This window comes from Streptomyces sp. NPDC005962, assembly GCF_040629205.1.
Classification (GTDB): Bacteria; Actinomycetota; Actinomycetes; order Streptomycetales; family Streptomycetaceae; genus Streptomyces.
Window position 1 is genome coordinate 79,855 of record NZ_JBEXVE010000021.1, and the last position, 26,263, is coordinate 106,117.

18 protein-coding genes are annotated in these 26,263 nt (G+C 72.4%); 9 read left to right on the forward strand and 9 right to left on the reverse strand.

The genetic code is table 11. The annotated features are described in order from the left end of the window. Window positions 1–125: 125 nt before the first annotated feature. Together ABZ370_RS29475 and ABZ370_RS29480 are read left to right on the forward strand one after the other, a co-directional pair. Window positions 126–1,379 carry a YihY/virulence factor BrkB family protein gene (locus ABZ370_RS29475; RefSeq protein ID WP_358626575.1) on the forward strand — a complete coding sequence of 418 codons (1,254 nt, stop codon included), beginning with the start codon at window positions 126–128 and terminating at the stop codon, window positions 1,377–1,379. Between the two features lie 43 nt (window positions 1,380–1,422). Next, window positions 1,423–2,127, forward strand: a complete 705-nt coding sequence (locus ABZ370_RS29480; RefSeq protein WP_358626577.1) for a class I SAM-dependent methyltransferase — start codon at window positions 1,423–1,425, stop codon at window positions 2,125–2,127. Window positions 2,128–2,399: 272 nt separating this feature from the next. Here ABZ370_RS29480 and ABZ370_RS29485 read toward each other — a convergent pair whose 3' ends face one another. Next, window positions 2,400–5,576: a tetratricopeptide repeat protein gene (locus ABZ370_RS29485; protein WP_358626579.1), complete on the reverse strand. Its 3,177-nt coding sequence runs from the start codon at window positions 5,574–5,576 to the stop codon at window positions 2,400–2,402. A gap of 362 nt (window positions 5,577–5,938) precedes the next feature. Between ABZ370_RS29485 and ABZ370_RS29490 the strand changes: the two genes are divergently transcribed. Then, window positions 5,939–7,237, forward strand: a complete 1,299-nt coding sequence (locus ABZ370_RS29490) for a hypothetical protein (RefSeq protein WP_358626581.1) — start codon at window positions 5,939–5,941, stop codon at window positions 7,235–7,237. Window positions 7,238–7,763: 526 nt separating this feature from the next. Here ABZ370_RS29490 and ABZ370_RS29495 read toward each other — a convergent pair. Both ABZ370_RS29495 and ABZ370_RS29500 read right to left on the reverse strand, forming a co-directional pair. Continuing rightward, entirely contained in the window at window positions 7,764–9,854 is a 2,091-nt protein-coding gene (locus ABZ370_RS29495) for a tetratricopeptide repeat protein (RefSeq protein WP_358626583.1), read from the reverse strand. 474 nt (window positions 9,855–10,328) lie between these two features. Further along, the gene (locus ABZ370_RS29500) at window positions 10,329–10,793 is read right to left on the reverse strand and encodes a MarR family transcriptional regulator (protein WP_358626585.1); all 465 of its coding nucleotides are present in this window, start codon (window positions 10,791–10,793) and stop codon (window positions 10,329–10,331) included. Window positions 10,794–11,126: 333 nt separating this feature from the next. Between ABZ370_RS29500 and rsgA the strand changes: the two genes are divergently transcribed. Beyond that, entirely contained in the window at window positions 11,127–12,218 is a 1,092-nt protein-coding gene (rsgA, locus tag ABZ370_RS29505; RefSeq protein ID WP_358626587.1) for a ribosome small subunit-dependent GTPase A, read from the forward strand. Between the two features lie 81 nt (window positions 12,219–12,299). On the opposite strand, the gene alaS is transcribed toward rsgA, so the two are convergent. The 6 genes from alaS to ABZ370_RS29535 form a co-directional block, all read right to left on the reverse strand. After that, window positions 12,300–14,960 carry an alanine--tRNA ligase gene (alaS, locus tag ABZ370_RS29510; RefSeq protein WP_358626589.1) on the reverse strand — a complete coding sequence of 887 codons (2,661 nt, stop codon included), beginning with the start codon at window positions 14,958–14,960 and terminating at the stop codon, window positions 12,300–12,302. 238 nt (window positions 14,961–15,198) lie between these two features. Next, entirely contained in the window at window positions 15,199–15,864 is a 666-nt protein-coding gene (locus tag ABZ370_RS29515; RefSeq protein ID WP_358626591.1) for an HAD hydrolase-like protein, read from the reverse strand. 8 nt (window positions 15,865–15,872) lie between these two features. Then, on the reverse strand, window positions 15,873–16,415 hold the full coding sequence (locus ABZ370_RS29520; protein ID WP_358626593.1) for a phosphoribosyltransferase family protein: 543 nt from the start codon (window positions 16,413–16,415) through the stop codon (window positions 15,873–15,875). Beyond that, window positions 16,412–17,026: an LOG family protein gene (locus ABZ370_RS29525; protein WP_358626595.1), complete on the reverse strand. Its 615-nt coding sequence runs from the start codon at window positions 17,024–17,026 to the stop codon at window positions 16,412–16,414. The genes ABZ370_RS29520 and ABZ370_RS29525 overlap by 4 nt, the downstream gene beginning before the upstream one ends. Then, entirely contained in the window at window positions 17,023–17,919 is an 897-nt protein-coding gene (locus tag ABZ370_RS29530; protein ID WP_358626597.1) for a hypothetical protein, read from the reverse strand. Before ABZ370_RS29530 ends, ABZ370_RS29525 begins: the two co-directional genes overlap by 4 nt. 58 nt (window positions 17,920–17,977) lie before the next feature. Continuing rightward, the gene (locus tag ABZ370_RS29535) at window positions 17,978–18,814 is read right to left on the reverse strand and encodes an aspartyl/asparaginyl beta-hydroxylase domain-containing protein (protein ID WP_358626599.1); all 837 of its coding nucleotides are present in this window, start codon (window positions 18,812–18,814) and stop codon (window positions 17,978–17,980) included. Window positions 18,815–19,415: 601 nt separating this feature from the next. On the opposite strand from ABZ370_RS29535, the gene ABZ370_RS29540 reads away from it, so the two are divergent. From ABZ370_RS29540 to ABZ370_RS29560, 5 genes are all read left to right on the forward strand, one after another. Beyond that, complete coding sequence (locus ABZ370_RS29540; protein ID WP_358626601.1) at window positions 19,416–20,750, forward strand: tetratricopeptide repeat protein; 1,335 nt, start codon at window positions 19,416–19,418, stop codon at window positions 20,748–20,750. Next, window positions 20,747–21,109, forward strand: coding sequence for an ASCH domain-containing protein (locus ABZ370_RS29545; RefSeq protein ID WP_358626603.1), 363 nt, complete (start codon window positions 20,747–20,749; stop codon window positions 21,107–21,109). Before ABZ370_RS29540 ends, ABZ370_RS29545 begins: the two co-directional genes overlap by 4 nt. A gap of 222 nt (window positions 21,110–21,331) precedes the next feature. Beyond that, window positions 21,332–22,771: an NAD(P)/FAD-dependent oxidoreductase gene (locus tag ABZ370_RS29550; RefSeq protein ID WP_358626605.1), complete on the forward strand. Its 1,440-nt coding sequence runs from the start codon at window positions 21,332–21,334 to the stop codon at window positions 22,769–22,771. 244 nt (window positions 22,772–23,015) lie between these two features. After that, complete coding sequence (locus ABZ370_RS29555; RefSeq protein ID WP_358626607.1) at window positions 23,016–24,407, forward strand: protein phosphatase 2C domain-containing protein; 1,392 nt, start codon at window positions 23,016–23,018, stop codon at window positions 24,405–24,407. 107 nt (window positions 24,408–24,514) lie between these two features. Beyond that, a complete protein-coding gene (locus ABZ370_RS29560; RefSeq protein WP_358626609.1) occupies window positions 24,515–26,257 on the forward strand; it encodes a pyruvate dehydrogenase in 1,743 nt (580 codons plus the stop codon). Window positions 26,258–26,263: the final 6 nt, after the last annotated feature.

Sequence of the window (26,263 nt, forward strand, 5' to 3'; positions counted from 1 at the left end):
CGGCGCGGCGTCCCCTCCGCCGACGCTTCCTCCGACGCTTTCGCCGTCGCTCCGCCGACGCGTTCCGGCCGTCTGCGCCGGTGGACCGTGTCGGGCGAGGCGGAGGCGCCGGATACGGTTGGGACGTGCAGCCAGCAGAAGACATCCCGAAGCCGTCCGGGCGGCTGAACAAGGCCCGTGCCATGTACCGCAACGTGTCCAAGCGCAGGATGGCCTGGCTGCTTCTCAAGGACACCGTCAACTCCTGCATGGAGTACCGGGTCACCGGGCTGGCCGCCGAGGCCGCCTTCTTCACCCTGCTGTCGCTGCCGCCGCTGCTGCTCGGCCTCATCGGGCTGCTCGGCTACTTCGACGCGTGGACCGCCACCGACACCGTGGCCACCATCCGGCAGAACATCCTCGACGCCTCGGGCACCGTGCTCTCCGACAAGGGCGTCAAGGAGATCGCCCGGCCGCTCCTGGACGACGTCATAGAGGGCGGCCGCCCCGACGTGATCTCGCTCGGCTTCGGCATCGCGCTGTGGTCCGGCTCCCGCGCGGTGAACGTGTTCGTGGACACCATCACCATCATGTACGGGCTGGAGGGCCGCCGCGGGATCGTCCGGACCCGGCTGCTCGCCTTCAACCTCTACCTGGTGGCCCTCGTCATCGGGGCGGTCGCGCTGCCGCTGATGGTCATCGGCCCGGAGACCCTCGTGGACCTCGTGCCGTCCAGTGCCACCCTCGTCCGGTTCCTGTACTGGCCCACCGTGATCCTGCTGTCCGTCGCCTTCCTCACCACGCTCTACCACGTGTCGGTGCCGGTGCGCTCGGTGTGGCGGGAGGACATCCCGGGGGCGCTCGTGGCGCTCACCATGTGGGTGGTCGGCAGCTTCCTGCTGCGGATCTACCTCATCCACACGGTGGAGGGTCCGACGATCTACGGATCGCTGGCTGCGCCCGTCGCCGTCCTGCTGTGGATCGGCGTGTCCGCCTTCGCGGTGCTCGTCGGCGCGGCCGTCAACGCCGCGATCGACCGGGTGTGGCCCTCGGTGGCCACCGCCGCAGGCCGCGCCCAGCGGGCGGCCTGGACCCGGGAACAGGCCGCTCGGGAGCGCGCCAGGGACCAGCGCACGGCCGACGACGGAGCGGCCGAGATCAGCCCCCCGTCGGAGTTCCCCGAGCGCTGGGCCCAGTTCCTGCCCCATGCGGACATACGGAGTCGGCTGCACGCCAAACGCGACCGTCACGCGGCTCCCGAGCCCGGCGCGGAGCGCGAGCCGAAGCGGACCGAGGCCCCCGAGCCCGAGCGCCCCGAGCCCGAGCACCCCGAGGTCAGGCACCCCGAGGTGAACGCCGCCGAGGACGGCGCCACACGGGACGGCGCGCCCCCGGCGTAAAACGCGTCGCGCCGCGTCCTGGTGGTCGTCGATACTGCGGCGCATGGGGAACTTCTCGGACTTCGATACGCGCGGGTACCGGATGGTGGACGTCGCCACGGGCTACGGGCAGTGGGTCGGCACGTACGAGCAGACCGTCGAGGACGTGATGGACCTCGCCCTCCTCGACGAACTCACCGACCCCCGCTGGTCCTCCGTCCGCCGCGTCGCCGACCTCGGCTGCGGCACCGGCCGGACCGCCGCCTGGCTGCGGGGGAGCGGGGTGGCCGCCACGATCGACGGTGTCGACCTCACCCCGGAAATGCTCGACCGCGCCCGCGGGCGCGGCGTCCACGACAGCCTTACCGAGGGCGACGTCCGCGCCACCGGGCTGGAGGCGGGCGCGTACGACCTGGTCATCGCCTCGCTCATCGACGAACACCTGCCCGAGATGGGCCCGTTCTACGACGAGGCGTGGCGGCTCGCCGAGCCCGGCGCGGCCTGTGTCGTGGTGGCCTTCCACCCGCACTTCATCATGACCACGGGCATGCCGACCCACTTCACCAGCGACACCGGTGAGTCGGTCGCCATCAGCACCCATGTCCATTTGCTCAGCGAACACATCGCGGCGGGGCTGGGCGCGGGCTGGACACTCGCCGAGATGCGGGAGGGTGTGGTGGACGACCGGTGGCTGGCCGTGAAGCCGAAGTGGGAGCGCTTCCGCCACCACCCGGTGTCCGTCGCCATGGTCTGGCGTAAGAAAATCTGACGGGGCATATGCAAACACGTTTCTTCGCTGCTGCGATTGGGTGTATACCTTTGCCACCGCCTTGGCGATCATCAAGGTGACTACCCATCAACTTCTTTCTCCCCTAGGGGCGTTGTGAGCAGTTGCGCAAGGAACGTCGTCATGGCCACCGTGGCCGTACTCGTGCTGAGCCTGACGGCGGTCGTCGGATCGGATCAGTGGATGTGGATGATGCGTCAGGTGGCGGCCTGACAGACGACCCGCACCATCCGCCCCGGGCGCTTGACGTTACGTCAGGCGCCCGGTGGCGTCAGTGGCCCGTCGAGAAGACACCGCAGCCGCTCCGCCTCCACCCCCGCTCCCAGACGCTCGTACAGGGCCACCGCCTGCGCCCCATGGTGGTGTGCGCTCTCCCGGTCGGCGGCGGACAGCGCCGTACGGGCCAGCCCCGCGAGGGCGTGGGCGCAGCCGAGCGGGAAACCGATGCCCTGGGCCAGGTCCAGCGCCTGCCGGTAGATCTCGGTGGCGGTGGCGAGGCGGCCCGAGCGGTGGTGTGCGTCGGCCGTGCCGATGAGCGCGCGCTGCCGCTCGTACGCGTTGTCGATGCTGCGGGCGGCCCGCTCCGCCCGGGCGAAGTGGCGCAGCGCCTCGTCCGTGTCGCCGCTTTCGGCGTATGCGGTCCCCATGCTGATCAGCACGTTCGCCTCGCCGAGGGTGTCCCCGCCCGCCCGGTGGCTCTCGAGGGCGCGCCGGAAACACCTCAGCGCCCGGTCGGTGTTCCCGGTGGCCTGGTGGACGGCGCCGAGGTTGGTGTCGAGGATGGCCAGCTCCTGACGGCCGCCGAACTGCCGGACCAGGGCGAGGGAGCGTTCGTAGTGGGCGCGGGCGTCCTCGTAGCGGCCCCGCAGGCAGTCGAGCTCGCCGAGGTTGTTGAGGGCCTTGGCCTGCCCACGGAGGTTGCCGAGCGCTTCGTGGACGCCGAGCATGGCCCGTACCCGCTCCAGCGCTTCGCCGTACCGGCCCGCGATGTGCAGCGCCGCGCCCTGGATGTTGAGGCAGTCCGCCTCCCCGCCGCGGTCGCCGACCTGCCGGTAGCGTCCGATGGCCCGGTCCAGCACCCGCAGGGCCGTGTCACCGTGGCCCGCGGCGAGATGGGCGCGCCCGGACTGGAGGAGGGCGTCGGCGCAGCCGTGCGGATCGCGGAGGCCACGGAAGAGGATCAGGGCCTCGGTGGCGCAGCGCTGGGACTCGTCGTGGCGCTTCTGGGCCAGCACCTCCGCGCGTTCCACGAGTGTTCTGGCGAGGGCGGGCCGGTCGCCGCGGCCGCGCAGGACGGTCAGCGCGGCGCCGTACAGCTCGGCCGCGATGTCCCAGGTTCCCCAGGTCTTCAGCGCGCCCGCCAGGACATGCGGGAAGAGGGCCGCGTACGACGGGGACCGGCCGGGCGCGCTGCGGGCCGCGGCCAGCAGGTTGGCGCGTTCCAGGGTGAGCCACACCGACGCCTCGTCGGCGTCGGCGAACTCGGGCGCGTACGGGGAGTCCTGCGGCGGCCCGGGCGGCGGTGGCCGCCGCTGCGGATGGACGAGGCGGTCGGCGCGGTGCGCGGCGGTGAGGTGGTAGCCGAGCAGCCGCTCGACGGCCTCGTGGCGGGCGGGTTCGGGCTCCTCCCGGGCACAGATCTGGAGGCCGAACGCGCGGCCGAGGTCATGGAACCGGTAGCGGTCGTGTACGGGTTCCTCCAGCAGATGGCTGTCCAGCAGCTCTTCGACCACCCGCCGCAGCCGCGCGGGGGCCGATCCGGCGAGCGCGGTGGCGGCGCGGAGGGTGATGTCGGGGCCGGTGTGCAGGGCGAGCCTGCGGAACAAGCGCTGTGCGGGGGCGCTGAGTTCGGCGTACGAGAGCTGGAAGGCCGACGCCACCGCGGGGTCGAACTCCTCCAGCGGGTCGGCGGCCTCCGCCAGCCGGTCGAGGAGGTGGCGCAGATCCCAGGTGTCCCGGTGCCGGAAGCGGCTGGCCAGCAGCTGGACGGCCAGGGGGTGGCAGCCGCACGCGGCCACCACCTGCCGCAGCGCTTCGGCGTCGGACGCGGAGGACTCTGCGGATTCGGAGGACGCGGCGGGCGAGGGCGCCAGCCGGGCGGGGCCCGCGATCCGGGTGAAGAGCGCGATGGCCTCCGCTTCGGAGAGGACGTCCAGATGGAGCGAGGCGGCGCCGTTCAGCCCGACCAGCCGGTTGCGGCTGGTGACGATCGCACGGCAGCCGGAGGAGCCCGGCAGCAGCGAGCCGACCTGGGCGGCGTCCCGGGCGTTGTCGAGGATGACGAGCACCCGGTGGCGGGCGGTCCAGGCCCGCCACCGAGCGGTGCGTTCGTCGAGCGAGTCGGGGAGTGGTCCGGGCGCGCCGGACGCCTGTAACAGGGCCGCGAGGGCTTCGGAAGGGTCGCAGGGCTGCTGTCCGCCGTAGGCGTGGAGGTCCACGTAGAACTGCCCGGACGGATACGCGCCGCACAGCCCGTTCGCGGCGCGGATGGCGAGCGCGGTCTTGCCGACGCCGGGCATGCCGTGGATGACGGTGAGGGGCAGCCCGCCGCCGTCCCCCTCGTCCCCGGTGTGCCCCTCGTCCCCGGCGGCCGTGGTGGCGGCACAGGCGGCCAGCAGGATGCGGAGTTCGCTCGTCCGCCCGGTGAACTCCCGGACGTCGCGCGGAAGGGTGTTGCGGGGCTCGCGCACCACTGGGGACACCGCGTGGGATGCCATCGGGGGCGCTGCCGGACGGTCGGTGTCCATCAGCGCACGGTCCTGATCGAGGATGCGCTGATGCAGTTCGCGCAGTTCCGCCCCGGGTTCCATGCCTTGCTCTTCCCGCAGCAGCTGCCGGGTGTTCCGGTAGACGGTGAGCGCCTCGTCGTCCCGTCCGCAGCGGTAGAGCGCCAGCATCAGGGAGGCGATCACCTTCTGCGCGTACGGGTTCTGCGCGGCCAGCTCGCCCAGCTCGCCGATGAGATCCGCGTGCAGCCCCAACTCCAGCTGCATCCTGATCCGTTGCTCCCGCACCCGCCGGTGGTCCTCGACCAGCCGGGTGCGGGCCGCCGCCGCCCAGGCCCCGGTGAACTCCGTCAGCGGCTCACCCCGCCACAGCTCCTCGGCGGCCCGCAGCAGCCCCACGGCCCGTTCCCGCTCGCCGCGTGAGCCCGCCGCGCCCGCCTCGTCGCGCAGTCGCTGGAAGCACAGCAGATCGATGTCCTCCGGGGCGACCCGCAGCCGGTACAGCCGCGGCGACGGCCGCTCGACCCCGGCCCGGTCCCCGACCGCCTGGCCGAGCCGTCCGCGTATCCGGGACAGATAGCTCTGCAGCGTGTCCAGGCCGGTCGGCGGCGGCTCACCGTCCCAGACCCGTTCCATCAGCGTGTCCGCGGCGACCGGCTCGCCACGGGCGTGGACCAGCACGGCGAGCACACAGCGCTCTTTCACCGAACCGAGCGTGTGGCGCCGCTCGTGATGCCATAGTTCGAGGGGTCCCAGAGCAAGCAGTTTCACCGTTGGCCCCCGATGGGTGTGCTTTCTCCCCGCCGTTTCCGGCGGCCCGCGCACGTTCGTACGGCACTCGATTCACGTTGCGGCGAAGCCGGGGGTGGCGGACAGAGGCGCACGGGTGCGCGGCGGGCGCACGTCCTCACCGCTGTGATCAGGTCGTTCGCCGCCGCAGGGCCGATGCAGGATTTCTGCAACCTCCGCATCCAGTCGTCGGGGCACCCCCTCCTCCGGCGGCCGACCGGGTCGCCGGACGGAATCGGGCGTCTGGCCCGAGGGAAAGACCGGGGGAAGTCGAACCGATGAGCGTGACCATGCTGGAAGCCCATCCGCGCCATGTGCCGGTGCGTCCGGACGTCGAGTACTGGGCGACCCGGGAGATCCGCCGCAAGGTCCTGGCCGTGGTGCACACGGTGACCGCCGGACAGCGGCTGCTGGAAGCCATCCGGCTGCTGGAGGGCGACGCGCGGGTACAGGTGTTCTTCACCGCGGCGCCCGATGTGTTCAGCAACGGCGTCGCCGCGTTTCTGGAGGGGCTGCGGGGGCTGGTGCTGCCCTGGAGCCAGGCGGTGCAGACGCCGTTCGACCTCGCGCTGGCCGCGGGCCACGGCAGCCTGCACGAACTCCACGCGCCCGTCATCGTGCTGCCGCACGGCGCCGGACACAACAAGATCGTGCCCGGGCGGCGGCGGGGACGCGCGGTGGCGGCGCGGCGCAGCGTCTACGGACTCAGCAGGCAGCGGCTGGTCCGGGACGGGGCCGTGGTGCCCGAGTCCATCGTCCTGGCGCACCAGGAGGAGCTGGCCCGGCTGGGCCGGGAGTGCCCCGAGGCGCTGCCGGTCGCGGAGGTGGTCGGCGACCCGTGCTTCGACCGCATCGCCGCGAGCCTGCCCGCCCGCGCCCTGTACCGGGAGGCGCTGGGCGCCCGGCCCGGGCAGCGGCTCGTCCTCGCCTGCTCCACCTGGGGGCCCAACTCCCTGCTGGGGCACAGCCTCGAGGTGCTGGAGCGGCTGGTGGCGGAGCTGCCGAGGGAGGAGTTCCGGGTCGCGACGCTGCTGCATCCGCACGTGTGGAACGGACACGGCGAGTGGCAGGTCCGCGCCTGGCTCGCCCGGCTGGGCCGCTCCGGGCTCACCGTGCTCAGCCACTACGCCGACTGGGTCGGGGCGCTCGTCGCGGCGGACTACATCGTCGGCGACCACGGCTCGGTCACGCTCTACGGCGCGATGACCGGGGTGCCCGTACTGATGGCCACCCTGCCCGACGCCGATGTCGACCCCGGGTCGCCGCTGGCCGAACTGGGCTCGTTCGCGCCCCGGCTGCACGGGGACCGTCCGCTGCGCGAGCAGTTCAAGCGCAGCTCGGCGACGTACCGCGCGCAGCGCCACCAGCGGGTGGCGGCGCGGATCACCTCGGAACCGGGCCGGTTCGCCCGCAAGATGCGCGCGCTGCTCTACCGCAAGCTGCGGCTGCGGGCCCCCGCCGGGCGGCCGACCACCGAGCCCGCGCGGCTGCCGTTCACGGTGCGGTACGACGAGCCGGGCAGCGTGGTCCCGGGCAACGTCGTACCGGGCGGCATGCCGCCGGGGGCCGTGTCATGACGCCGGTGACTCTGGCGTCTCCGGTGACCTCGGTGGCTCCGGTGACCGCCGTGGTGACCGAACCCGCGTGGGGGGTGCCGACGGGGCGCGTCCAGGTGACGCTGCTGCGGCCGGGGTGCGACGCGCGGGCCTCCCGGGCTCGGGCCTCCCGGCCTTGGGCCTCCCGGACGGTGGACGAGCACCTGCGCGTCGTGCTCCCCACACCGGTGCCGGTGCTCTCCTCCCTGGCGGATGTGCTGCTGGCCGAGGAGGCCGCGGCCGGGACTGAGGCCTCGTCCGGGGCCGACCCGCATCGGCAGACCGCCGCGCTGGCCGCCCGTCACCCCGGTGCCCTGGTGGTGGCGGTGCACCGGGGAGACGACCTCTGGATGCGGCTGGGACCCGACGGGCTCGCGCTGACGCTGCGCGCGCGGCCCCCGGCGGCCGGGCCGCCCTGGGCGGTGTGGGCCTCGGTGGCCCACACCTGGCTGGTGGCCGGGCTCCCCGCCGCGGACCTGGGGGCGGCGCGGATGCGGCTGGTGTGGCGTCAGCCCGCCGTGTCGGCGGTGCCGCCGGTGTCTGCCGTGCCGTCCATGTCCGCTGTGCCTGCCGGAGGTCTCGCGTCCGGGTCCGGTAGACGTCCGAGCCGGGTGCGTACGGCCTCGGCGTGGGCCGACTTCGAACGGCCCACCGCCGAGTAGAGGTTCAGCGCCTCCCGGTAACGCTCCCGGGCCAGGTCCGTCCGGCCACGCCGCTCGGCGAGCGTGGCCAGGCTCTCCACGGCGCGCGCCGTCTCGTAGTGCGCGGCCATGCCGCGCAGGGTGGCGAGCGCCGTGGACAGCCACTGCTCCGCGAGGTCGTGCCGGTCCAGGCCGAGGTGGGCGCGGCCGAGCAGGGTGGCCGCGCGGGCGGCGTTGTACGTGTCGCCCGCCGCGTTCAGCGTGGTGTGCGCGGCGTCGGCGTCCGTTACCGCCTGCTCCCACAGCCCGCGCTCCAGGGCGATGTCGGCGAGGTTGAGCCGGGCCAGTCCACCGGCCCGCCGGTCGCCGACCGATGGCAACTCCGCGGCGGCCCGGGTGAACAGCTCGGCCGCCCGGTCCAGGCGGCCCAACCGCTGATGGGCCAGGCCCTGGTAGTTGAGCGTACGGGCGTGGCCGAGCGCGTTGCCGCTGTCGTGGAACGTCCGGGCCGCGCGCTCGAACATCTCCAGGGCGCGCTCGTGGTCGCCCATCCCCAGCTCGCCCATCCCGCCGGAGGTCAGCATCCGGCACTCCGCGACCGCGTCCCGCAGCTCCTCCGCCGCCAGCAGCCCCTCGCGGTGGGCGGCCCGCCAGTCCTCGTAGAACTTCCGGCGCAGGAACAGCGGCCACAGGGCGTCGGCGAGCTGCCAGGCGACGGTCGGGAAACCGGCGGGGCGGGCGACGCGGATCACCGCCATCAGATTGGGCAGCTCGCTCTCCAGCCAGCCCAGCGCCGAGTCGGTGTCCTCGCCGAGCTCCTCCGGTACGGGTGCGTCGCCCTCGCAGTCCTCGCCGTAGTTCCGTTTCAGTGTCCGATGCTGAGGATCGACAATCTCCTCGGCGCGGGTGGCGGTGGCGAGGTAGTGGTCGGCGATGCGGCGCAGTGCCGACGCGCGCGCTTCCGCGGTCTCGTCCGCCTCCGCCTTCTCGGCGGCGTGCAGCCGTACGAGGTCGTGGAAGCGGTAGCGCTCGTCCCCGGCGTCGATGAGCAGATTCGCGTCGTACAGCAGGTCCAGCGGCCCGGCCGCGTCCCCGTCGCCCAGCGCCGCCTCCGCCACCGTGCTCCCGAACTCCGGGCCCGGATGCAGGCTCAAGCGCCGGTACAGCCGGGCGGCGTTGGGCGACAGCCCCTGGTACGACAGGTCCAGAGCGGCCCGTACGTTGTGATCGCCTTCGATGGCCAACGCCTCCAGTCTGCCGCGCTCCTCGGTCAGGGCGCGCACCATCGTCGTGATGTGCCGTCGCGGCCGCGCCGCGAGCCGGGCCCCGGCCACCCGCACCGCGAGCGGCAGCCCGGCGCACAGCTCGACCAGCGCCCGCGCCTCGGCGGGCTGCGCGGCGACGCGGTCGTCGGCGAGCGTGACCTCCAGCAACTCGACGGCCGCCTCCGTGGCCAGCGGGTCGAGGTACACCGCGTAACACCCGTCGACCGTCAGCCCCGGCATCCGCCAACGGCTGGTCACGGCCGTCACGTTCCGGCCGCCCGGCAGCAGCGGCCGGACCTGCGCGGCGGTCGCGGCGTCGTCGAGCAGCACGACCAGCCGCCGGTCCGCGGTCAGCGACCGGTACAGCGCCACCCGCTCGGCGGGCGCCGTGGGTATCTGCCCGGTCTCCACCCCCAGCGCCCGCAGAAACCGCCCCACGACCTCCTCGGGCGTCACGGGCCCGGCCGCGGATTGGGCGCCGAGGTGGGCGTAGAGCTGCCCGTCCGGAAACCGCTCGCGCAGCCCGTGCAGCCACGCGAGCGCCACCGCCGTCTTCCCGACCCCGCCGAGCCCGCTGACCGCGGCCAGCGTCCCGTACCCCGCCGCGGCCGCCCGCTCCCGATGCCCCTCCAGCGCCCCCAGCTCCGCCGTCCGGTCGGTGATCCGCACCAACGGCGGCAGCTGCCACGGCACATGGGCCCCCGGCCCCTCACCGGCAGCCTCGGCCCGGATATGGATCCCCCCGTAAACCGTCCCCGCCTGCACGGCCCCGCCGTACACCGTCCCGCTCAACTCGTTGTGGTCACCACGCGGTTGCCCCTGCACCCGTCCCCCTCCGAACGCATGAGTGCCACGACCCCTGGAGAACATCTTTTCCCTCACCCGAACTGATATGCGCTATCCGGGCGTGAGGTGACTCTCTCCGTTGTCGGTCACTTCCCGTGACGAGGTTACGTGCCGCAATCTGCCTGTGTCATATGCCTACTTGGTATTCGAAAAAAGCGTGCCGTGTTCGTTCGAAACGTCGAAGGAATATCGAAGGAATGTCGCGAGAGTCGGTAGCGGTTCCGGTGTCGGTCCGGTGGCGGCCATTCTCGGCGCTCGCGGTCGCGGCGCCCTCGACCCGATCGATGCCCCCCGCACTGCCACGTCAAGCGCGCCCGGGCTTCAGTCGAGGTCCTTGAGATGGGCCGAGAGGTCGTCGACCATGCGGCCGAGCAGGCGGCCGAGTTCCTGGCGGTCCTCGGCGGGCCAGTGGGCGAGGGCGCCGGTGAACCAGCCGAGGACCGTGCGCATGTAGCGGTCGGCGGTCGACTCGCCCTCCGGGGTGAGGTCGATCAGCCGGGCGCGCTGGTCGTCGGGGTCGGCGATGCGGTGGACCAGGCCGCGCTGTTCGAGACCCTGGATCTGGCGGGTGGCGTGGGGGCCCGCGACCTGCATGCGGTCGGCGATCTCGCCGATGCGCAGGGGCTTACCGGCCGTCTTGAGGATGCCGAGCACGGCCATCGCCGGTCGCTCCAGCGTGACTCCGGCGGCCGCGGCGGCCTGCTCGTACATACGGCCACGGTTCAGCACATTGCTGAGCTGGGTCAGCCGGGGGAGCAGCTCCGCGAGCAGGTCGTCGTCATGCATGCTGTTGATTACCTCACCTGGGTACCTGGTCGGCGTGGGTCGTACGGCTATGAGGAAGCTATCGAAGTGGACGGCCCCGCCCTCCGGCGCCGGTGGCATGGGCCCCGGCCGCGTACGCGGAAAATCGGTGGAGCCGCGGACCGGAGTAGGGGTACGTTCTCCCCGTTCGCGTCGAGAGCGAGGGAAACGGGAGGTGTGACCGATGGCTGTCTCTGTGATGGGCGCTGCCCGCAACCAGAAGTACATCCACTTCACCTCCGTGGTCTCCGGCTGACATTCGCGCACTTTCCGTAGCGCGCCGGGGCCCGCCCTTCGAAGGGTTTTCCCTTGAGCTTGAGCAATGCTTTTTCCGACGCCTATGGCTGGGACGACAGCCGGGAGGCCGAATTCGGCCCGTACGCCCGGCAGGGGCTGATCCCCGGGCGTGTGGTGCGGGTCGACCGCGGTCAGTGTGACGTCGTCACCCAGGTCGGCACCGTACGCGCCGACACGGAGTTCGTTGTTCCCCGTGACCCGATGAAGGTCGTGTGCACCGGCGACTGGGCCGCGGTGGACCCCGCGGAAGCGGGCGAGCCGCGCTACGTACGGGCGCTGCTGCCACGGCGTACGGAGGTGGTGCGGTCGACCTCCTCCAAGCGCTCCGACGGCCAGGTGCTGGCCGCGAACGTCGACCACGCCGTCATCGCCGTCTCCCTCGCCGCCGAGCTGGACCTCGGGCGGGTGGAGCGGTTCGTGGCGCTCGCCTGGGAGAGCGGGGCGCAGCCGGTCGTGGTGCTCACCAAGGCGGATCTGGTGACCGACCCGAACACTCTGGCGCATCTCGTCGCCGACGCCGAGGCCGCCGCGCCCGGGGTTCAGGTGCTGGCCGTGAGCGCCACGACCGGGCAGGGCGTGGACGTACTCGGCGCACTGCTCGCGGCCGGGACCTCCGTCCTCCTCGGCCAGTCGGGCGCGGGCAAGTCGACCCTGGCCAACGCCCTGGTGGGGGAGGACGTCCAGGACGTACACGCCATCCGGGACAGCGACGGCAAGGGGCGGCACACCACGACCACCCGCAACCTGCTGCCGCTCCCCACGGGCGGCGCCCTCATCGACACCCCCGGGCTGCGCGGGGTCGGGATGTGGGACGCGGAGGGCGGGGTGTCGCAGGCGTTCGCCGAGATCGAGGCGTACGCCGAGGACTGCCGCTTCCAGGACTGCGCGCACGAGACCGAGCCGGGGTGCGCGGTGCTCGCCGCGGTCGACGACGGTTCGCTGCCGCCCCGGCGGCTGGACAGCTACCGCAAGCTGCTGCGCGAGAACGCCTACCTCGCGGCCCGCACCGACGCCCGGCTGCGGTCCGAGATGCGGCGCGAGTGGAAACAGCGGCAGGCGCTGGGCCGCCACATGGTCGAGCGCAAGCGCGGCCCGCAGCACAAGCCGTAACGCCGCACGGCGCCTGTGGGGTGGGGTCTTCCGGGCCAGTACGGCCCGGAAGGCCCTGCCCCAGTCGGCAGGCTGCTCGGCCTACTGGCCGCCGAGGAGGGCGGTGGCGTCCTCGGCCGCGGCCGCGAGGGCCTGGTCAAGGTGTTCGGGACGGCGCCCGCCCGCGCTGGCGAGGGCGCCGGTACCGCCGCCTCCGCCGCCGACTGTCGTGGCGGCGCGGGTGATGACCCGGGCCGCATGGACGCCGCGGTCGAGCAGGTGTGGGGAGACGGCTGCGACGAGCAGGGCCTTGCCTGAGTGTTCCAGGGCCAGGACCACGACCGCGGGGCCGGCGGGCAGGCGGGCCAGAGTCTCGGAGGCCAGCTGCCGCAGCTCGTCGGGAGTGGCGCCGGTGACCTTATGCGCGACGAGTCGTCCGCTGCCGAGCTGACGGGCTGTGTCGGCGATCCGGGCGGCCTGGGCGCGCAGTCCAGCGGCCCGCATCCGCGCCAGTTCGGCCTGCGTGGTCGCGAGGGCCTCCAGGCGCTTGCGCAAGGCGTCGGGGGCTTGGGTGGGGCCGGTGCCGAGCAGTGAGGCGAGTTCGTCCAGCAGCCGCCGTTCGGTGTCGAGCCGGCGGAGGGCGCCGTGGCCGGTGAGGGCCTCGACGCGGCGGAGGTTGGAGCCGATCGAGGACTCGGACAGCAGACGGAAGGCGCCGACCTGGGAGCCGTGGGCGACGTGAGTGCCGCCGCAGAGCTCGCGCGAGAAGTCGCCGATATCGACGATGCGGACCCGCTCTCCGTACTTCTCCCCGAACAGCGCGATGGCTCCGGCGGCCTCGGCCTCCGCGCGGTCGGCGTGCCAGGCTCGCACTTCCGGGTCGTCGAGGACGTGGCCGTTGACGGCTGCCTCGATCTGGCCCAGCTGGTCGGGGGTGAGGGCAGCGAAGTGCGCGAAGTCGAAGCGGAGCCGGTCGGGCTCGACGAGGGAGCCCTGCTGGCGGGCGTGATCGCCCAGGGTGGCCATCACGACGGCGTGCAGGATATGGGTGGCCGAATGCGAACGCATCAGACCTGATCGGCGCTTGGCATCCACGGACGCCTCACCCACGAACGTGGATCGGATCTCGCCCTCGACCACGCGTCCGGTGTGAACGCGCAGTCCTTCCAGGCCCCACTTGGTGTCGGTGATCTCGGCCAGGGCGCCGTCCTCGGTGCGGAAGGTGCCGGTGTCCCCGACCTGCCCGCCGGCCTCCGCGTAGAAAGGTGAGCGGTTGAAGAACAGCTCGACGTTATCGCCCTCACCGGCCGAGTCGACCCACTTGCCGCCCTTGAGTAGGCCGAGCACGGTGACCTCGGCCGAGAGTCGTTCGTAACCGAGGAACGGCGCGTCGGCGCCGGTTTCGGCAAGCACCGAGCGATAGGTGTCCATCTTCTTGAGGGCCTCGGCGGTCTTGGCTTTGCCGCCGACCTTCGCTCGCTTCTTCTGCTCGTCCAGCAGTGTGGCGAACCGGTCCTCATCGACAGTCAGTCCGGCATCGCGGGCGGCCTCGACGGTCAGCTCAAGGGGGAAGCCGTAGGTGTCGGCGAGCTCGAACGCGGTCTCGCCGGGCAGGGCGGCCGAGCCGCCAACCTGGGTGCGGCTGATGGCCGCGTCCAGCAGTCGGGTGCCCTGGGCCAGGGTGCGGGTGAAGGATTCCTCTTCGGCGGTGACGATCTGGTCGATCAGCGTGGCCTGAGCGGTCAGCTCCGGCCAGACGCTGCTGAGGTTGCCGATCGCGCTGGCAGTCGCGGCGGGCAGAACGGGCCCGTCGATACCGAGCAGCCGCGCGTGCCGGATCGCGCGGCGCATCAGACGTCGTAGGACGTAGCCGCGGCCGTCCTTGGCGGGCAGGACGCCGTCGGCGATCAGGAAGGCGATGGAGCGAGCGTGCTCGGTGACGACCTGAAAGGACACCTTCTCCTCGCCCTCGCTGGGGCAGGCCCGCCCGGCAAGGCCCTGGACCGTGCGGAAGACGGGCAGCAGCAGGTCGGTGGTGCAGACGTTCTGGGCGCCCTGGAGGATCGCCGCGAGCCGGTCCAGGCCGAGGCCGGTGTCGACACCCTTGCGGGCGAGCTCGCCGAGGATGGGGAAGTTGCCCTTCTTATCGCCCTCACCGCGCTGGAACTGCATGAAGACCAGGTTCCAGATCTCGACGTAGCGTTCCCCGTCGATGGCGGGGCCGCCCTCTTTGCCGAAGGCGGGGCCGCGGTCGTAGCTGACCTCCGAACAGGGCCCGCAGGGGCCTGGGACGCCCATGGACCAGTAGTTGTCCTCCATGCCGAGACGTTGGATGCGGGAGGCTGGAACGCCGATGCGGCGCCAGATGTGCTCGGCCTCGTTGTCGTCCTCGAAGACAGTGATCCAGAGCTTGTTCTTCTCCAGCCCGTAGCCCTCCGTGAGGAGTTCCCAGGCGAAGGCGATGGCGTCTTCCTTGAAGTAGCTGCCGAAGGAGAAGTTGCCCATCATCTCGAAGAACGTCGCGTGTCGGTTGGTGCGGCCGACGTTGTCGATGTCCGAGGTGCGGGCGCACTTCTGGATGCTGGTGGCGCGAGGAAACGGCGGGGCGATCTCGCCCAGGAAGTAGGGCTTGAACTGGTTCATTCCGGCGTTCGCCAGCAGCAGGGTCGGGTCGTCCGGAACCAGTGGACTGGACGGGACCGGCTGATGGCCGCGAGAGACGAAGAAGTCGGTGAACGTCTGACGGATCTGCGTCGAGCGCATGGCGGCATGGCCTCACGGAAGAGTCATGGAAGGTGGTGGGGAGATCACACGCCGAGCCGGGCCGAGAACAGGGACTGAGAGGGTTCTCAGTTCTCCAGCTCGACGCGGATAGCTCGCGCCCCCATGGGCCGCACCTTGACTCCAGATCCGTTGACACACCGGTGGCGCAGCAGGCCACCAGAACTCCTGTCCTGGTCTGCTGCACCACCGACTGTAGCGGGCCTGGCGTCAAGATCGCTCAGCGTGTGCGCGCCGATACTGGGAGCGCGGTCGGCGGGCAGGGCGCGTAGTCCAGCAGGCCGGGCCCGATCACAGCCGCATCGTTCAGGACTGCTGCGGCCCCGGCCGCCGTGAGGGCGGCGGCTCCGGCATAGCCCCATCCGGCCCCGAGCGGGGTGATGCCGGCCGCGCGGGCGGCGGCCATGTCGCCGGTGGTGTCGCCGAGGAACACCGTCCCGGACGGGGTGGCGCCGAGCTTGCCCAGGGCGAGCAGGAGCCCGTCCGGGGCCGGTTTCGGTTCAGCGTCTTCGCGGCAGACGGTGGCGTCCAACAGCGCGAGGACGGCCGGAGACAGCAACCAGGACAGCCGGGTGCGGGTCTGCAGGGTGACCAAGCCCGTTGCGATCCCGGCGTCTTTCATTGCCATCAGCCCTTCCAGCGCCCCGGGAAACAGAGCGGTGCCCGCAGCGGTGGCCAGGGCCGCATCCCACCAGATCTCGCAGAGCTCGTCGGGCTCGGTGACACCGAGCCCGGTCAGAACCTCGACCCGCGGGGTCGTCAGAGCGTTCGGAGGCAGGTCCTCGACGGTGACCCGGCGACCCATGGCAGCGGTCGCGATACCGGCGAGGGTTGCCAGCATCGCCTCCCGGCTGTCCAGAAGAACGCCGTCCAGGTCGAACAGCACCGCCCCCGTCACGACGCCGCCCCGATGGCGGGGAGGTCGGCCTCCGTCAGCAGTGGGTGCAGGGTGACACCGTGCTGGTGTAGCAGCAGCCGTCCGCCCAGCGGCCTCTCCAGCACGCAGAGTGCGTCGGTGACCGGGGCGCCGGTGATCCGCAGTATCCGGGTCATGGCCAGCAGCTGCCCGCCGGAGCGGACAACGTCGTCGACTAGGACGACCCGCCGTCCCTCGACGCTGGTGCCCTCGATCTGCCGCTGGGAACCGTAGCGCTTGGGCAGCCGCCGCAGGAACGCGGCCGGCAGCCCGGTGGCCGCGGACAGGGCGATGGCCAGAGGGACGCCGCCCAGCTCGATCCCCGCCAGGACATCGGCGTCCTCGGGGACCAGAGCGGTCATGGCGTCGGCGACGTCGTGCAGCAGTTGCGGGTCGGCGGCCAGCCGGTACTCGTCGAAGTACGAGTCCAGCGCCTGCCCGTCGGCCAGGGTGAACGCATCGCGGATGCAGGCTGTCTCGGCGATCCGGGCGGCCAGGGCCCTCGCAGTGGTGACGGTCATGTGTCGGCCTCCGTCTGGCTGGTGAGGTGGTGGAGCCGGTCGGCGAACGCCGCCGCCGACGCGATCGGGCTGAGGAAGCCCAGGGGGCGGGTGGGCGTCTCGAACAGCCACCTCTCCCGCCGCAGGAAGGCCAGCAACCCGAGCGCGGTGGGGCCAGTGATCCAGACGGGGACGGGGCGGATGTTGCCCGCGTAGTAGAGGGCGGCGGTCAGCTCGTGCAGCGTGCCGACCCCGCCGCCCATCGCGACCACCAGGTCCGCCGCGTCCAGGTAGTGGTTGAGGCGGGCGCCAAGGTCGGGCAGGTGGACCTCGGCGGTGATGTGCGGGTTGAAGGCGCCCCACTCCGCGTGCTTGTCGGCCAGTGTCACCGCGGTGACCGGACCACCCTTGGCCGCGGCCCCGCGGGCGGCGGATTCCATCAGCCCGTTGTAGCCGCCGTGCACCAGGGTGAATCCGGCCCCGGCCAGGGCCATGCCGACTTCCTCCGCGAGCTGTTCCTCATCCGGAGAGGCGGGGACGACCCCGCCGAAGAACACCGCCGTCATCTGCCGGCCCCGGGCCCCGTCCTGGCCGGCGGCCGGGACGGGGAGACGGCGGTCCCGGGAGGTCACACCAGCTCCAGGTAGGTGCGGTAGGCGGTGATCGCGTCCGCAAGGCCGTCCAGGGCGTTCGGGCAAGCCCGCGCGGTGAGCACGAGGACCCGGTCCAGGGCGCCGTTGACATCGGCGGCCTCGGGGACGGCCGGGGAGGTGACCGCCGCGTCCAGATCGGCCAGGCAGGCCCGGCCGATCGGGGTGAGCGCGAGCTCTTCCCGCAGCTGATACCAGCCCCAGAACCGTGAGGCCGGAGCGAGGGCGGTCTTGATCAGGTCCTTCGTCGCGGTGTGCAGCTTGTGCCACTCGGCGTAGGCGACGAACCGCTGCCCGCGCTGGACGCGCTTGTGCAGCAGCACCGCCAGCACCAGGTGCTCGATCAACAGTTCGGTGCAGGACCTCGGCCGGGCCGTCAGCTCGGCGACGCAGGCCTTGGCCTGTCCGATCTGGGCGGTGGTGATCTCGGCCGGGGGCCGGTCCAGCAGCACCTTGCCACCGATCTGTCGCCGCAGAGCGCTGATCCGGGAGGCGGGTGCGAGGTAGATGTCGACCTGCTGGAGCTTGCCCTCGTGCTGGACGAGGAAGACGAACCCGATGCCGCCCAGGTCCGCGACGATGGTGTCGCGCCAGCCGGGCAGCAGCGCCCCGCCGGTGACCGTCATCAGGTCGTCCAGCGCGGAGGTGAAGGCGGGCAGGTCCCGGTCGTGGACGCCGACGACGAAGTCCACGTCCGAGAGGCGGTCGGCGGTGCCGGAGGCGAGGGAGCCACGAACCAGCAGGTGGGTAACCGCCGCGGAGGTGGCCAGCAGCCCGGCGATGCGGGTCAACAACGGCAGCTGAGTGGGCCGGTTGGCCTCGGTGAGTTCGGCCAGGTGCAGTTCGGCCGGAGGCAGGGACGGAGCAGTGGTCATGAGGAATGTCCTTCCGGGCCGGTGATGGCACGGACGAGGGTGGGAGGTGCGGGCGGCTTCACGAGACGACGGCGAGGAGCTTGACCTTGGCAGCCGTCCAGCGCTCGTTCATCTCGCTGTCGCCGAGCGCGGTGTGCAGGCCGGCGATCAGGTCGTAGGCGGTGCCCTCGGGGAGGGCGAAGGAGTAGAACAGCCGCAGCAGCAACTGTTCGGCGGCGTCGGCGTAGCCGAGGTCGGCCAGGCGCCGGGCCGCGGCGAGACGGTCGGCCAACTCCGCCTCCGACGCGGTCGGCAGCCGCTCTGCGGACGACGGCTCCTCCGCCTGCCGGGCAAGGCGGGTGTAGGCGTCGTCCGCGTAGACGTCCGCGATCAGGTGAATCCGGTCCGGGCCGAGCAGGTTGCAGACCCCGTGCGTGTAGGTCGGGGTGAGCCGCCAGATCCGCCCGGCGCCCATGTGGACCTTGGTGCCGCCGGTGACCAGGAACGCGGAGGAGTTGGTGTGCAGCGGAATGTGCAGCCGGTGCCGCTCGACCCGGTCGAGTTCGTCGTAGTCGCGGTGCTCCCAGAGGAATGCGTTCGCCTCCAGCCGGGCGAGCCGTACCCACATGTAGCTCAGGCCCAGCTCCGCCAGCAGGCCGGCGGTGGCGGGCATGTGCTGGAGCAGTGCGGTGGGCCTGGCGGCGCCGTCGGCGATCCTCACGTCGGCGGCGTCACCGGAGGCGTTCATCAGAGAAGTGGTCCACCAGCCGCCGGACTGGAACTCGCCGTACTCGGCCTTCCAGGGTGCCGGGGCGGTCAGGGCTTCGTGCCGCATACGCTCGACCAACTGCCCGTCCAGCCTCTCCAACTGGACGATCTGCCCGGACAAGGCAGCAGTCGGCTGTGCTTCTTCCATGATGACCCTCTCGATCTCCTGCCCAGGACCAAGACCCGAGCCATGCGGAAATGGGTGGAAGGCTCCGCGTCCGGCCGGATGCCCCGGACCGCACCGCCAGGGGAGCCGTGGATACCGGGGGCCGTCGGCTGGACGCGGCGCCGACACCAGAGTGATCCGTCCGCGTTGCCGCAGGTAGTGAGAGGTGCCCACCCCGCCTGGGCGGTGCGGCCGCCCGCAGTGGGCGGTCGATCCGCCCACTTGCGACAGGTTTGACCGCGTGCCTGGGCAGGCAGGAGGTCGTTGGTCAGCACCAGCGGCGCAACCCGGCGCCGCCGCGTGCGCGCGGGGAGGCAGGCCGGTGCCAAGCCAGGCAAGGCAGCGAGCGAGAACAGTCCACGACATCACCTGCGGCAAGTCCCTGCGCGAGCGCGCCCTGGGGCAAGCCGGTTCTCCCGACCCCGTCCCGGCGATTCTGGTCGCGAAAATCGCCGCAGAGATCGAGGCTCACTGTCGTCATCGCCGCCTCAAATGTCGCCGCCTGGCGAGGGGGTGGACCGTCGCCCAGGCCGTCGCTGCCGCCCACCAGACGGTCGAAGACGAGCGCCTGACCAAAGTGGGGATGTCCGAGCGCTCCTGGAAGGACTGGGAGGCCGGCGTCCTGCCCAGCCCCGACTACCAGGACCTGCTGTGCCGCCTGTTCGCCACCAACCCCGTCGAGTTGGGCTTTGCCCGCGACTACTCACCTGTCCCGGCGGCGGACGAGACCGCTCCGCCTTGGAACGGGGACAGCCCGGATGGAACACTTCCCGCAGGGAAGGCAGCCCGAGCTGGTGAGGGCTCGCGGACCTTCACGGAGGTGGAGGCAACGAAGCGTCGCGACGCGGTGAAACTCGCCGGACTGGCCATGGCGTCCCCGGCTGCCGCGGCACAGATCCTTGAGCGGGCCGCCGCCGAGGCCATGGAGTTCACCCAGCAAGCCGAGGCGTCCTCCCTGGGCTCCGGAACCCTGGATCACCTCGATCTGGCGGTCGGCGAGTTCAACCACGCGTACTCGCTCAAACCGCCCAGGGTCGTCTTCGACGCGGTGATGGACTACCGGCGCAAGGTCGATGCCTTGCTCAAGAGCCGTCACACCCACCGCCAGGAACGTGAACTGCTGGCGTTCGCCGGGTGGCTGTCGGAGCTCTTGGCCTGGCTCTCCCATGACCTTGGGGACGCCCGTACCGGTCTGGCGTTCGCCACTGACGCGTTCGTCCACGGCCGACAGGCCGGACACGGTGAGCTGTGCGCGTGGGCGATGGACGCCGCCGCCTCCATCAACCTGTACGAACACCGGCCCGGCAAGGCCCGCGACGCGGCTCTCAAGGGCCTCATCGAGGCCCCGCCCACCCATCCGCTGACCGTGCGGCTGCATGCCCAGGCTGCCCGCGCCGCCGCTGCCGACGGTGATGCGGACGGCTTCACCACCGCCTTCCGGAGTGCCGAGGACGCTTATCGCCTGCTGCCGCCCCGCTCGCCCCGCTGCTTCGGCGTGGACGTGCTGCCGCTGGCCGATTACGCGCTCACCTCGTATCCGGCGACCTCGTTCATCTGGCTCGGCCAGGCCGAGCAAGCCCGTCAGCATGCGGAGCACGCGCTCGCGGCCTATGCATCGGCGCCCGAAGCCTCCCGCTCACCGAGCCGGGAGGCCATCGCCCGGATCGATCTGGCCCTCGCCCATGCCCAGCTCGGCGACCCCGACGACGCCGTCGCGCTGGGCCATCAGGCTCTCGACTCCGCTCGTGTCGTGGACTCCGTCCGTCACCGGGCCGGTGACCTCACCGCGTTTCTCGCCCGTCGCTATCCCCGCCAGGCAGCCGTGGAGGGTCTTCGCGAACGACTGGCCGCCGCCGGAGCGGCCGCCCGGCCCTGCCCGAAACCTCCGGAGCATGAACCAGAAGGAGGCATAGCGTGACCGGCGCCCAGCAGCCTGCCGAGCACTCCCTCAATATCCGCAAGCCGTACTTCGACCTGATCGCCAGCGGTGCGAAAACCATCGAGGTCCGTGTCGGCTATCCCAAAATCCGTAAGATCAACGCGGCGGACACCCTCCGGATCATCTGCGGGGACGAGTCCCTGAACACCCGCGTCACCGCGGTGAGGGAGTACGAGTCCTTCACCGCGATGCTGGCCGCCGAGGACCCGGCCGCGATCGGCGAACCGGGCATGAGCCACGACGAGCTCGTCGCCGCGATCCGCGACATCTACCCTCCCGAGAAGGAAGCCCTCGGCGTCTTCGCCCTCCACCTCGCCCTCACCCAGGCGGGCGCCTGACGGTACTCATCGGGTCGCACCGAACCGGATCACCCGGCTTGGCGGACCCCGGCCCCCTCTCCTCCGGCTGCGGCCGGGGACCGCGGGGCGGCCCGGAGCGGGCGGGGGCCGGTTCGGGTGGCCGTCGGTGGGGACTCGACGGGAGGATGGGGGAAGCGTCATCCCACGGTCGGGCACACCGTCGGCGGTCGGCAACCGGCTGTCGGCAGAGAGCGGGTCGCGATGAATTCCGGTACGGATGAGTACGACGTCGTCGTCCTGGGCGCGGGCCCGGTCGGGGAGAACCTGGCCGACCGGACCCGCGCGGCCGGGCTCTCCACGGCGATCGTGGAGAGCGAGCTGGTCGGCGGCGAGTGCTCGTACTGGGCCTGCGTACCCAGCAAGGCGTTGCTGCGCCCGGTCATCGCGCGCGCCGAGGTGCGCCGTGCGCCCGGGGCGCGGCAGGCGGGTGCCGCGCCGCTGGACGTGGCCGCCGTCTTCGCCCACCGCGACGCGTACGTGTCGAACTGGAAGGACGACGGCCAGGTCGGCTGGCTCGACTCGACGGGAATCGACCTGGTCCGCGGCCACGGGCGGCTCGTCGAGCCGCGCCGTATCGCGGTCACCCAGCCGGACGGGGAGGAGCGCTTCCTCGCCGCCCGGCACGCCGTGGCCGTCTGCACCGGCAGCCGGGCCGCGCTGCCGGATCTGCCCGGCCTCGCGGAGGCCCGCCCCTGGACCAGCCGGGAGGCGACCAGCTCGTCCACGGTGCCGCGGCGGCTGGCCGTGGTGGGCGGCGGGGTGGTCGCCGTCGAGATGGCCACCGCGTGGAACGCCCTCGGCTCCGAGGTGACCATGCTGATCCGCGGCTCGGGCCTGCTGGAGCGCATGGAGGCGTTCGCGGGCGAGCTGGTGGCGGAGTCGCTCGCCGAGGCGGGGGTGAAGATCCGTACGGGGACGTCCGTGACGGCCGTACGACGCGACGGCGCGGGCGGCGCGGTGACGCTCACTCTGGACGGTGGGGAGACCGTCGAGGCCGACGAGGTGCTGTTCGCCACCGGACGCGCCCCCCGCACCGACGGCCTCGGCCTGGAGACGGTCGGGCTCACGCCCGGCGGCTGGCTGGACGTGGACGACACCTGCCGGGTGCGGGACGTGCCGGGCGGCTGGCTGTACGCCGCGGGCGACGTCAACCACCGGGCGCTCCTCACCCACCAGGGCAAGTACCAGGCGCGGATCGCGGGCGCGGTCATCGGCGCCCGCGCCCAGGGCGTACCGCTGCTGGAGACCGACCGCTGGGGCGCCCACGCGGCGACAGCCGACCACGGGGCCGTGCCGCAGGTCGTCTTCACCGACCCGGAGGTCGGCGCGGTCGGCCTGACCGCCGAACAGGCCGAGGCCGAGGGCCGCAGCATCCGGGTCGTCGACTACGACATCGGCCAGCTCACCGGCGCAGCCCTGTACGCGGACGGCTACCGCGGACGCGCCCGCATGATCGTCGACCTGGACCGGGGACATCTGATCGGCGTGACGTTCGTGGGCCCGGGCGTGGGGGAGCTGGTGCACTCCGCGACCGTGGCGGTGGCCGGTGAGGTGCCGATCGAACGGCTGTGGCATGCGGTGCCGTCGTTCCCCACGGTGAGCGAGGTCTGGCTGCGGCTGCTGGAGGCGTACCGGGGTTAGGGAGGGGCGTCCGCACAGTCCGCACAGTGGGGCCTACTCGGACGACTCCGACAACGCGGCGAGCGTGCGCGCCAGGCGTCGCGGGCTCGGTGGGACTTGCTGGAAGTCCGCTAGAGGGGGTCTGGAGGCGGTGCCGCTCGGGGGACTGTCCAGGGCGGCGCCGGAGCGGTGGGAGACGTCCGCGCGAGGCCCCCGGGGCCATCGCGTGGTGTTCCCGTGAAGCTCCCCTGTGGACAATATGGGGATGAGCCAGCAGGGGGACGACCGACGCCGTCACGAAAACGACTGGTGGGGCGAGTTGTACGACCCTGCCCGGGCCGACACCGGGCCCGCCGCCGTGGCGGACTCGGTGGACGACCGCTTCGACTCCGCGTCCCGCACGCTCGGCCGCGGGCGGCCGGGGAGCGGGGATCAGATGCCCGCCGCGGGGGCTCCTTGGGGCCCGGCGGAGGGCGAGCCGGGCGGTGCCGCGCCGGGTCCGGACGGCGTCGCGGGAGGTGGCCCGCAGGGGTGGCGACCTCCCGAGGGCGGCGACGGCCCCGGCGCGGCACCGCCCCCATCCGCCCCCGCGCCCCGGCGGCCCTGGCACGCGGCCGCGTCCGGGTTCGTCGGCGACGGGCCGCCCGTCTACGAGTCCGAGCCGACCACGCTGCCCGTCGCCGATCCGGAAGAGCTGGGCGACCTGGTGCCCGACACCGTGCTCGACGGCGCCCGCTACGGGACGTTCACCCTGCGGGCCGTATCGCTGCGCGGCGACGCTGCGCGTTCCCGGGGCGAGCCCCGGCGGGACGCGCTGCTCACGGCCCGGTTCGGGACCGGGGACGGCGCACTGGTCCTGGTGGCCGTGGCGAGCGGGACCCACACCCCGGCGAGCGCGCCGGACGCCGCCCGCGAGCTGTGCGACTGGATCGGGACGGCCGTCGGCCGCAGCCACGCGCGGCTCGCGGAGGACATCCGCGCCGCCCGGCGCGGAGCGCTCAAGTCCGGGCTGCACCGGCTCACCGACCGCGGCTACGGACGGCTGCGCTCCCGCGCGACCGAACTCGGCCTCGACCCGACCGCGTACACCGCCCCGGTGCGCTGTCTGCTGCTCTCCGCCCACCCGGACTGCCGGGTGCGGGTGTTCTTCGGGGTCGGCGACGGCGGGCTGTTCCGGCTGCGCGACGGCGCCTGGCAGGACCTGGAGCCGGACGCGCGGGAGGGCGACACCGTCGGCGGGCCGGTGCTCGCCTTCGGCGACGGGCGCCCGTCCGCGCCCGAACTGCCCGCCGACTGGGAAGCCGCCCGGCGCGATCCCCAGGACGGCATCCCGCACGACGGCATCCCGCACGACGGCATCCCGCACGACGGCATCCCGCACGACGGCATCCCGCACGACGGCACCCCCGGCGCCGCCCCACCCTCCGCCGACCCCTTCCGCTTCCGGGCCTCCGTCGCCCGACCGGGTGACACCCTGCTGCTGTGCGGCACGGGCCTCGCCGAGCCGCTGCGCGCCGCGCCCGCGCTCGCCGCCCACTGGGCGGAACGCTGGGCGGGGGCCGAGCCGCCGGGCCTCGCGGGCTTCCTCGCCGACGCCCAGGTGGGGGTGAAGGGGTACGCCGACGACCGTACGGCGGCGGCCGTCTGGGAGGCGTGAGCGTCCCGTCCGTGGGTTGATGGGTTGATGGTCCGTAAGGGAACAAGGGAACACAGCAACCCGGGGCCACAGGGACGTCAGCGACGACATGGACGGAAGGCGCCGCGATGGGCAAGCAGACCGTGGCCGAGCAATTCGTGGACATCCTGGCCCGCGCCGGGGTGCGGCGGCTGTACGGGGTGGTCGGCGACAGCCTCAACCCCGTCGTGGACGCGATCCGCCGCAACTCCGCCGTCGACTGGATTCAGGTGCGGCACGAGGAGAGCGCCGCGTTCGCCGCGGGCGCCGAGGCCCAGCTCACCGGCAAGCTCGCCGCCTGCGCGGGCTCCTGCGGCCCCGGCAATCTGCACCTGATCAACGGGCTGTACGACGCCCACCGCTCCATGGCCCCGGTCCTCGCCCTCGCCTCACACATCCCCAGCAGCGAAATCGGCACCGGCTACTTCCAGGAAACCCACCCCGACCAGCTGTTCCGCGAGTGCAGCCACTACAGCGAGCTGATCTCCAGCCCCCAGCAGATGCCGCGCGTGCTGCAGACCGCGATCCAGCACGCGGTCGGCCGCCGCGGCGTCAGCGTCGTCTCGCTCCCCGGCGACATCGCGGCCCGCCCGGCGCCCGAGCGCGCCGAGGAGCACGCGCTGGTGACCTCACGCCCCACCGTGCGCCCCGGCGACGACGAGATCGACGCCCTCGCGCGCATGGTGGACGAGGCAGGCCGGGTGACGCTCTTCTGCGGCAGCGGCACCGCCGGAGCACACGCCGAGGTGATGGCCTTCGCCGAACGGGTGAAAGCCCCGGTGGGACACGCGCTGCGCGGCAAGGAGCACATCCAGTACGACAACCCGTACGACGTCGGCATGAGCGGACTGCTCGGCTACGGCGCGGCCTACGAGGCCACCAACGAATGCGATCTGCTGATCCTGCTCGGCACCGACTTCCCCTACAACGCCTTCCTCCCCGACGACGTCCGCACCGTCCAGGTCGACGTCCGCCCCGAGCACCTGGGCCGCCGCTCCAAGCTCGACCTGGCCGTCTGGGGCGACGTCCGCGAGACGCTGCGCTGCCTGACCCCGAAGGTGCGCCCCAAGACCGACCGCCGGTTCCTGGACCGGATGCTGAAGAAGCACGCGGAGGCCCTGGAGGGCGTGGTCAAGGCGTACACCCGCAAGGTGGAGAAGCACATTCCGGTCCACCCGGAGTACGTGGCCTCGATCCTGGACGAGGAGGCCGCCGAAGACGCCGTCTTCACCGTCGACACCGGCATGTGCAACGTCTGGGCGGCCCGCTATCTGACCCCCAACGGCCGCCGCCGGGTGATCGGTTCGTTCACCCACGGCTCGATGGCCAACGCACTCCCGCAGGCGATCGGCGCACAGTTCCTCGACCGCCGCCGCCAGGTCATCTCGATGTCCGGCGACGGCGGCTTCACGATGCTGATGGGCGACTTCCTCACCCTCGTCCAGTACGACCTGCCGGTGAAGGTCATCCTCTTCAACAACTCCTCCCTCGGCATGGTCGAGCTGGAGATGCTGGTCTCGGGCCTGCCCGCGTACGGCACCGGCAACCACAACCCCAACTTCGCCCAACTCGCCCGCGCCGCCGGGGCGTACGCCGAACGCGTCGAGAAGCCCAAGCACCTGCGCTCCGCGCTGCGCACCGCCCTGCACCACAAGGGCCCCGCGCTGGTCGACATCGTCACCGACCCCAACGCGCTGTCCATCCCGCCGAAGATCAGGGCGGAGATGGTGACGGGCTTCGCGCTGTCGGCGAGCAAGATGGTGCTGGACGGCGGCGTCGGCAGGATGGTCCAGATGGCCCGCTCCAACCTCCGCAACGTCCCCCGCCCCTGACCCTTA

Bases quoted from the DNA above. Each gene is read 5' to 3' on its own strand.
- ABZ370_RS29500 (WP_358626585.1), bottom strand. From the start codon at position 10,793: ATGCATGACGACGACCTGCTCGCGGAGCTGCTCCCCCGGCTGACCCAG.
- ABZ370_RS29550 (WP_358626605.1), top strand. From the start codon at position 21,332: ATGAATTCCGGTACGGATGAGTACGACGTCGTCGTCCTGGGCGCGGGC.
- ABZ370_RS29555 (WP_358626607.1), top strand. From the start codon at position 23,016: ATGAGCCAGCAGGGGGACGACCGACGCCGTCACGAAAACGACTGGTGG.
- ABZ370_RS29560 (WP_358626609.1), top strand. From the start codon at position 24,515: ATGGGCAAGCAGACCGTGGCCGAGCAATTCGTGGACATCCTGGCCCGC.
- ABZ370_RS29480 (WP_358626577.1), top strand. From the start codon at position 1,423: ATGGGGAACTTCTCGGACTTCGATACGCGCGGGTACCGGATGGTGGAC.
- alaS (WP_358626589.1), bottom strand. From the start codon at position 14,960: ATGCGCTCGACGCAGATCCGTCAGACGTTCACCGACTTCTTCGTCTCT.
- ABZ370_RS29490 (WP_358626581.1), top strand. From the start codon at position 5,939: ATGAGCGTGACCATGCTGGAAGCCCATCCGCGCCATGTGCCGGTGCGT.
- ABZ370_RS29520 (WP_358626593.1), bottom strand. From the start codon at position 16,415: ATGACCGTCACCACTGCGAGGGCCCTGGCCGCCCGGATCGCCGAGACA.
- ABZ370_RS29535 (WP_358626599.1), bottom strand. From the start codon at position 18,814: ATGGAAGAAGCACAGCCGACTGCTGCCTTGTCCGGGCAGATCGTCCAG.
- ABZ370_RS29540 (WP_358626601.1), top strand. From the start codon at position 19,416: ATGTCCGAGCGCTCCTGGAAGGACTGGGAGGCCGGCGTCCTGCCCAGC.
- ABZ370_RS29530 (WP_358626597.1), bottom strand. From the start codon at position 17,919: ATGACCACTGCTCCGTCCCTGCCTCCGGCCGAACTGCACCTGGCCGAA.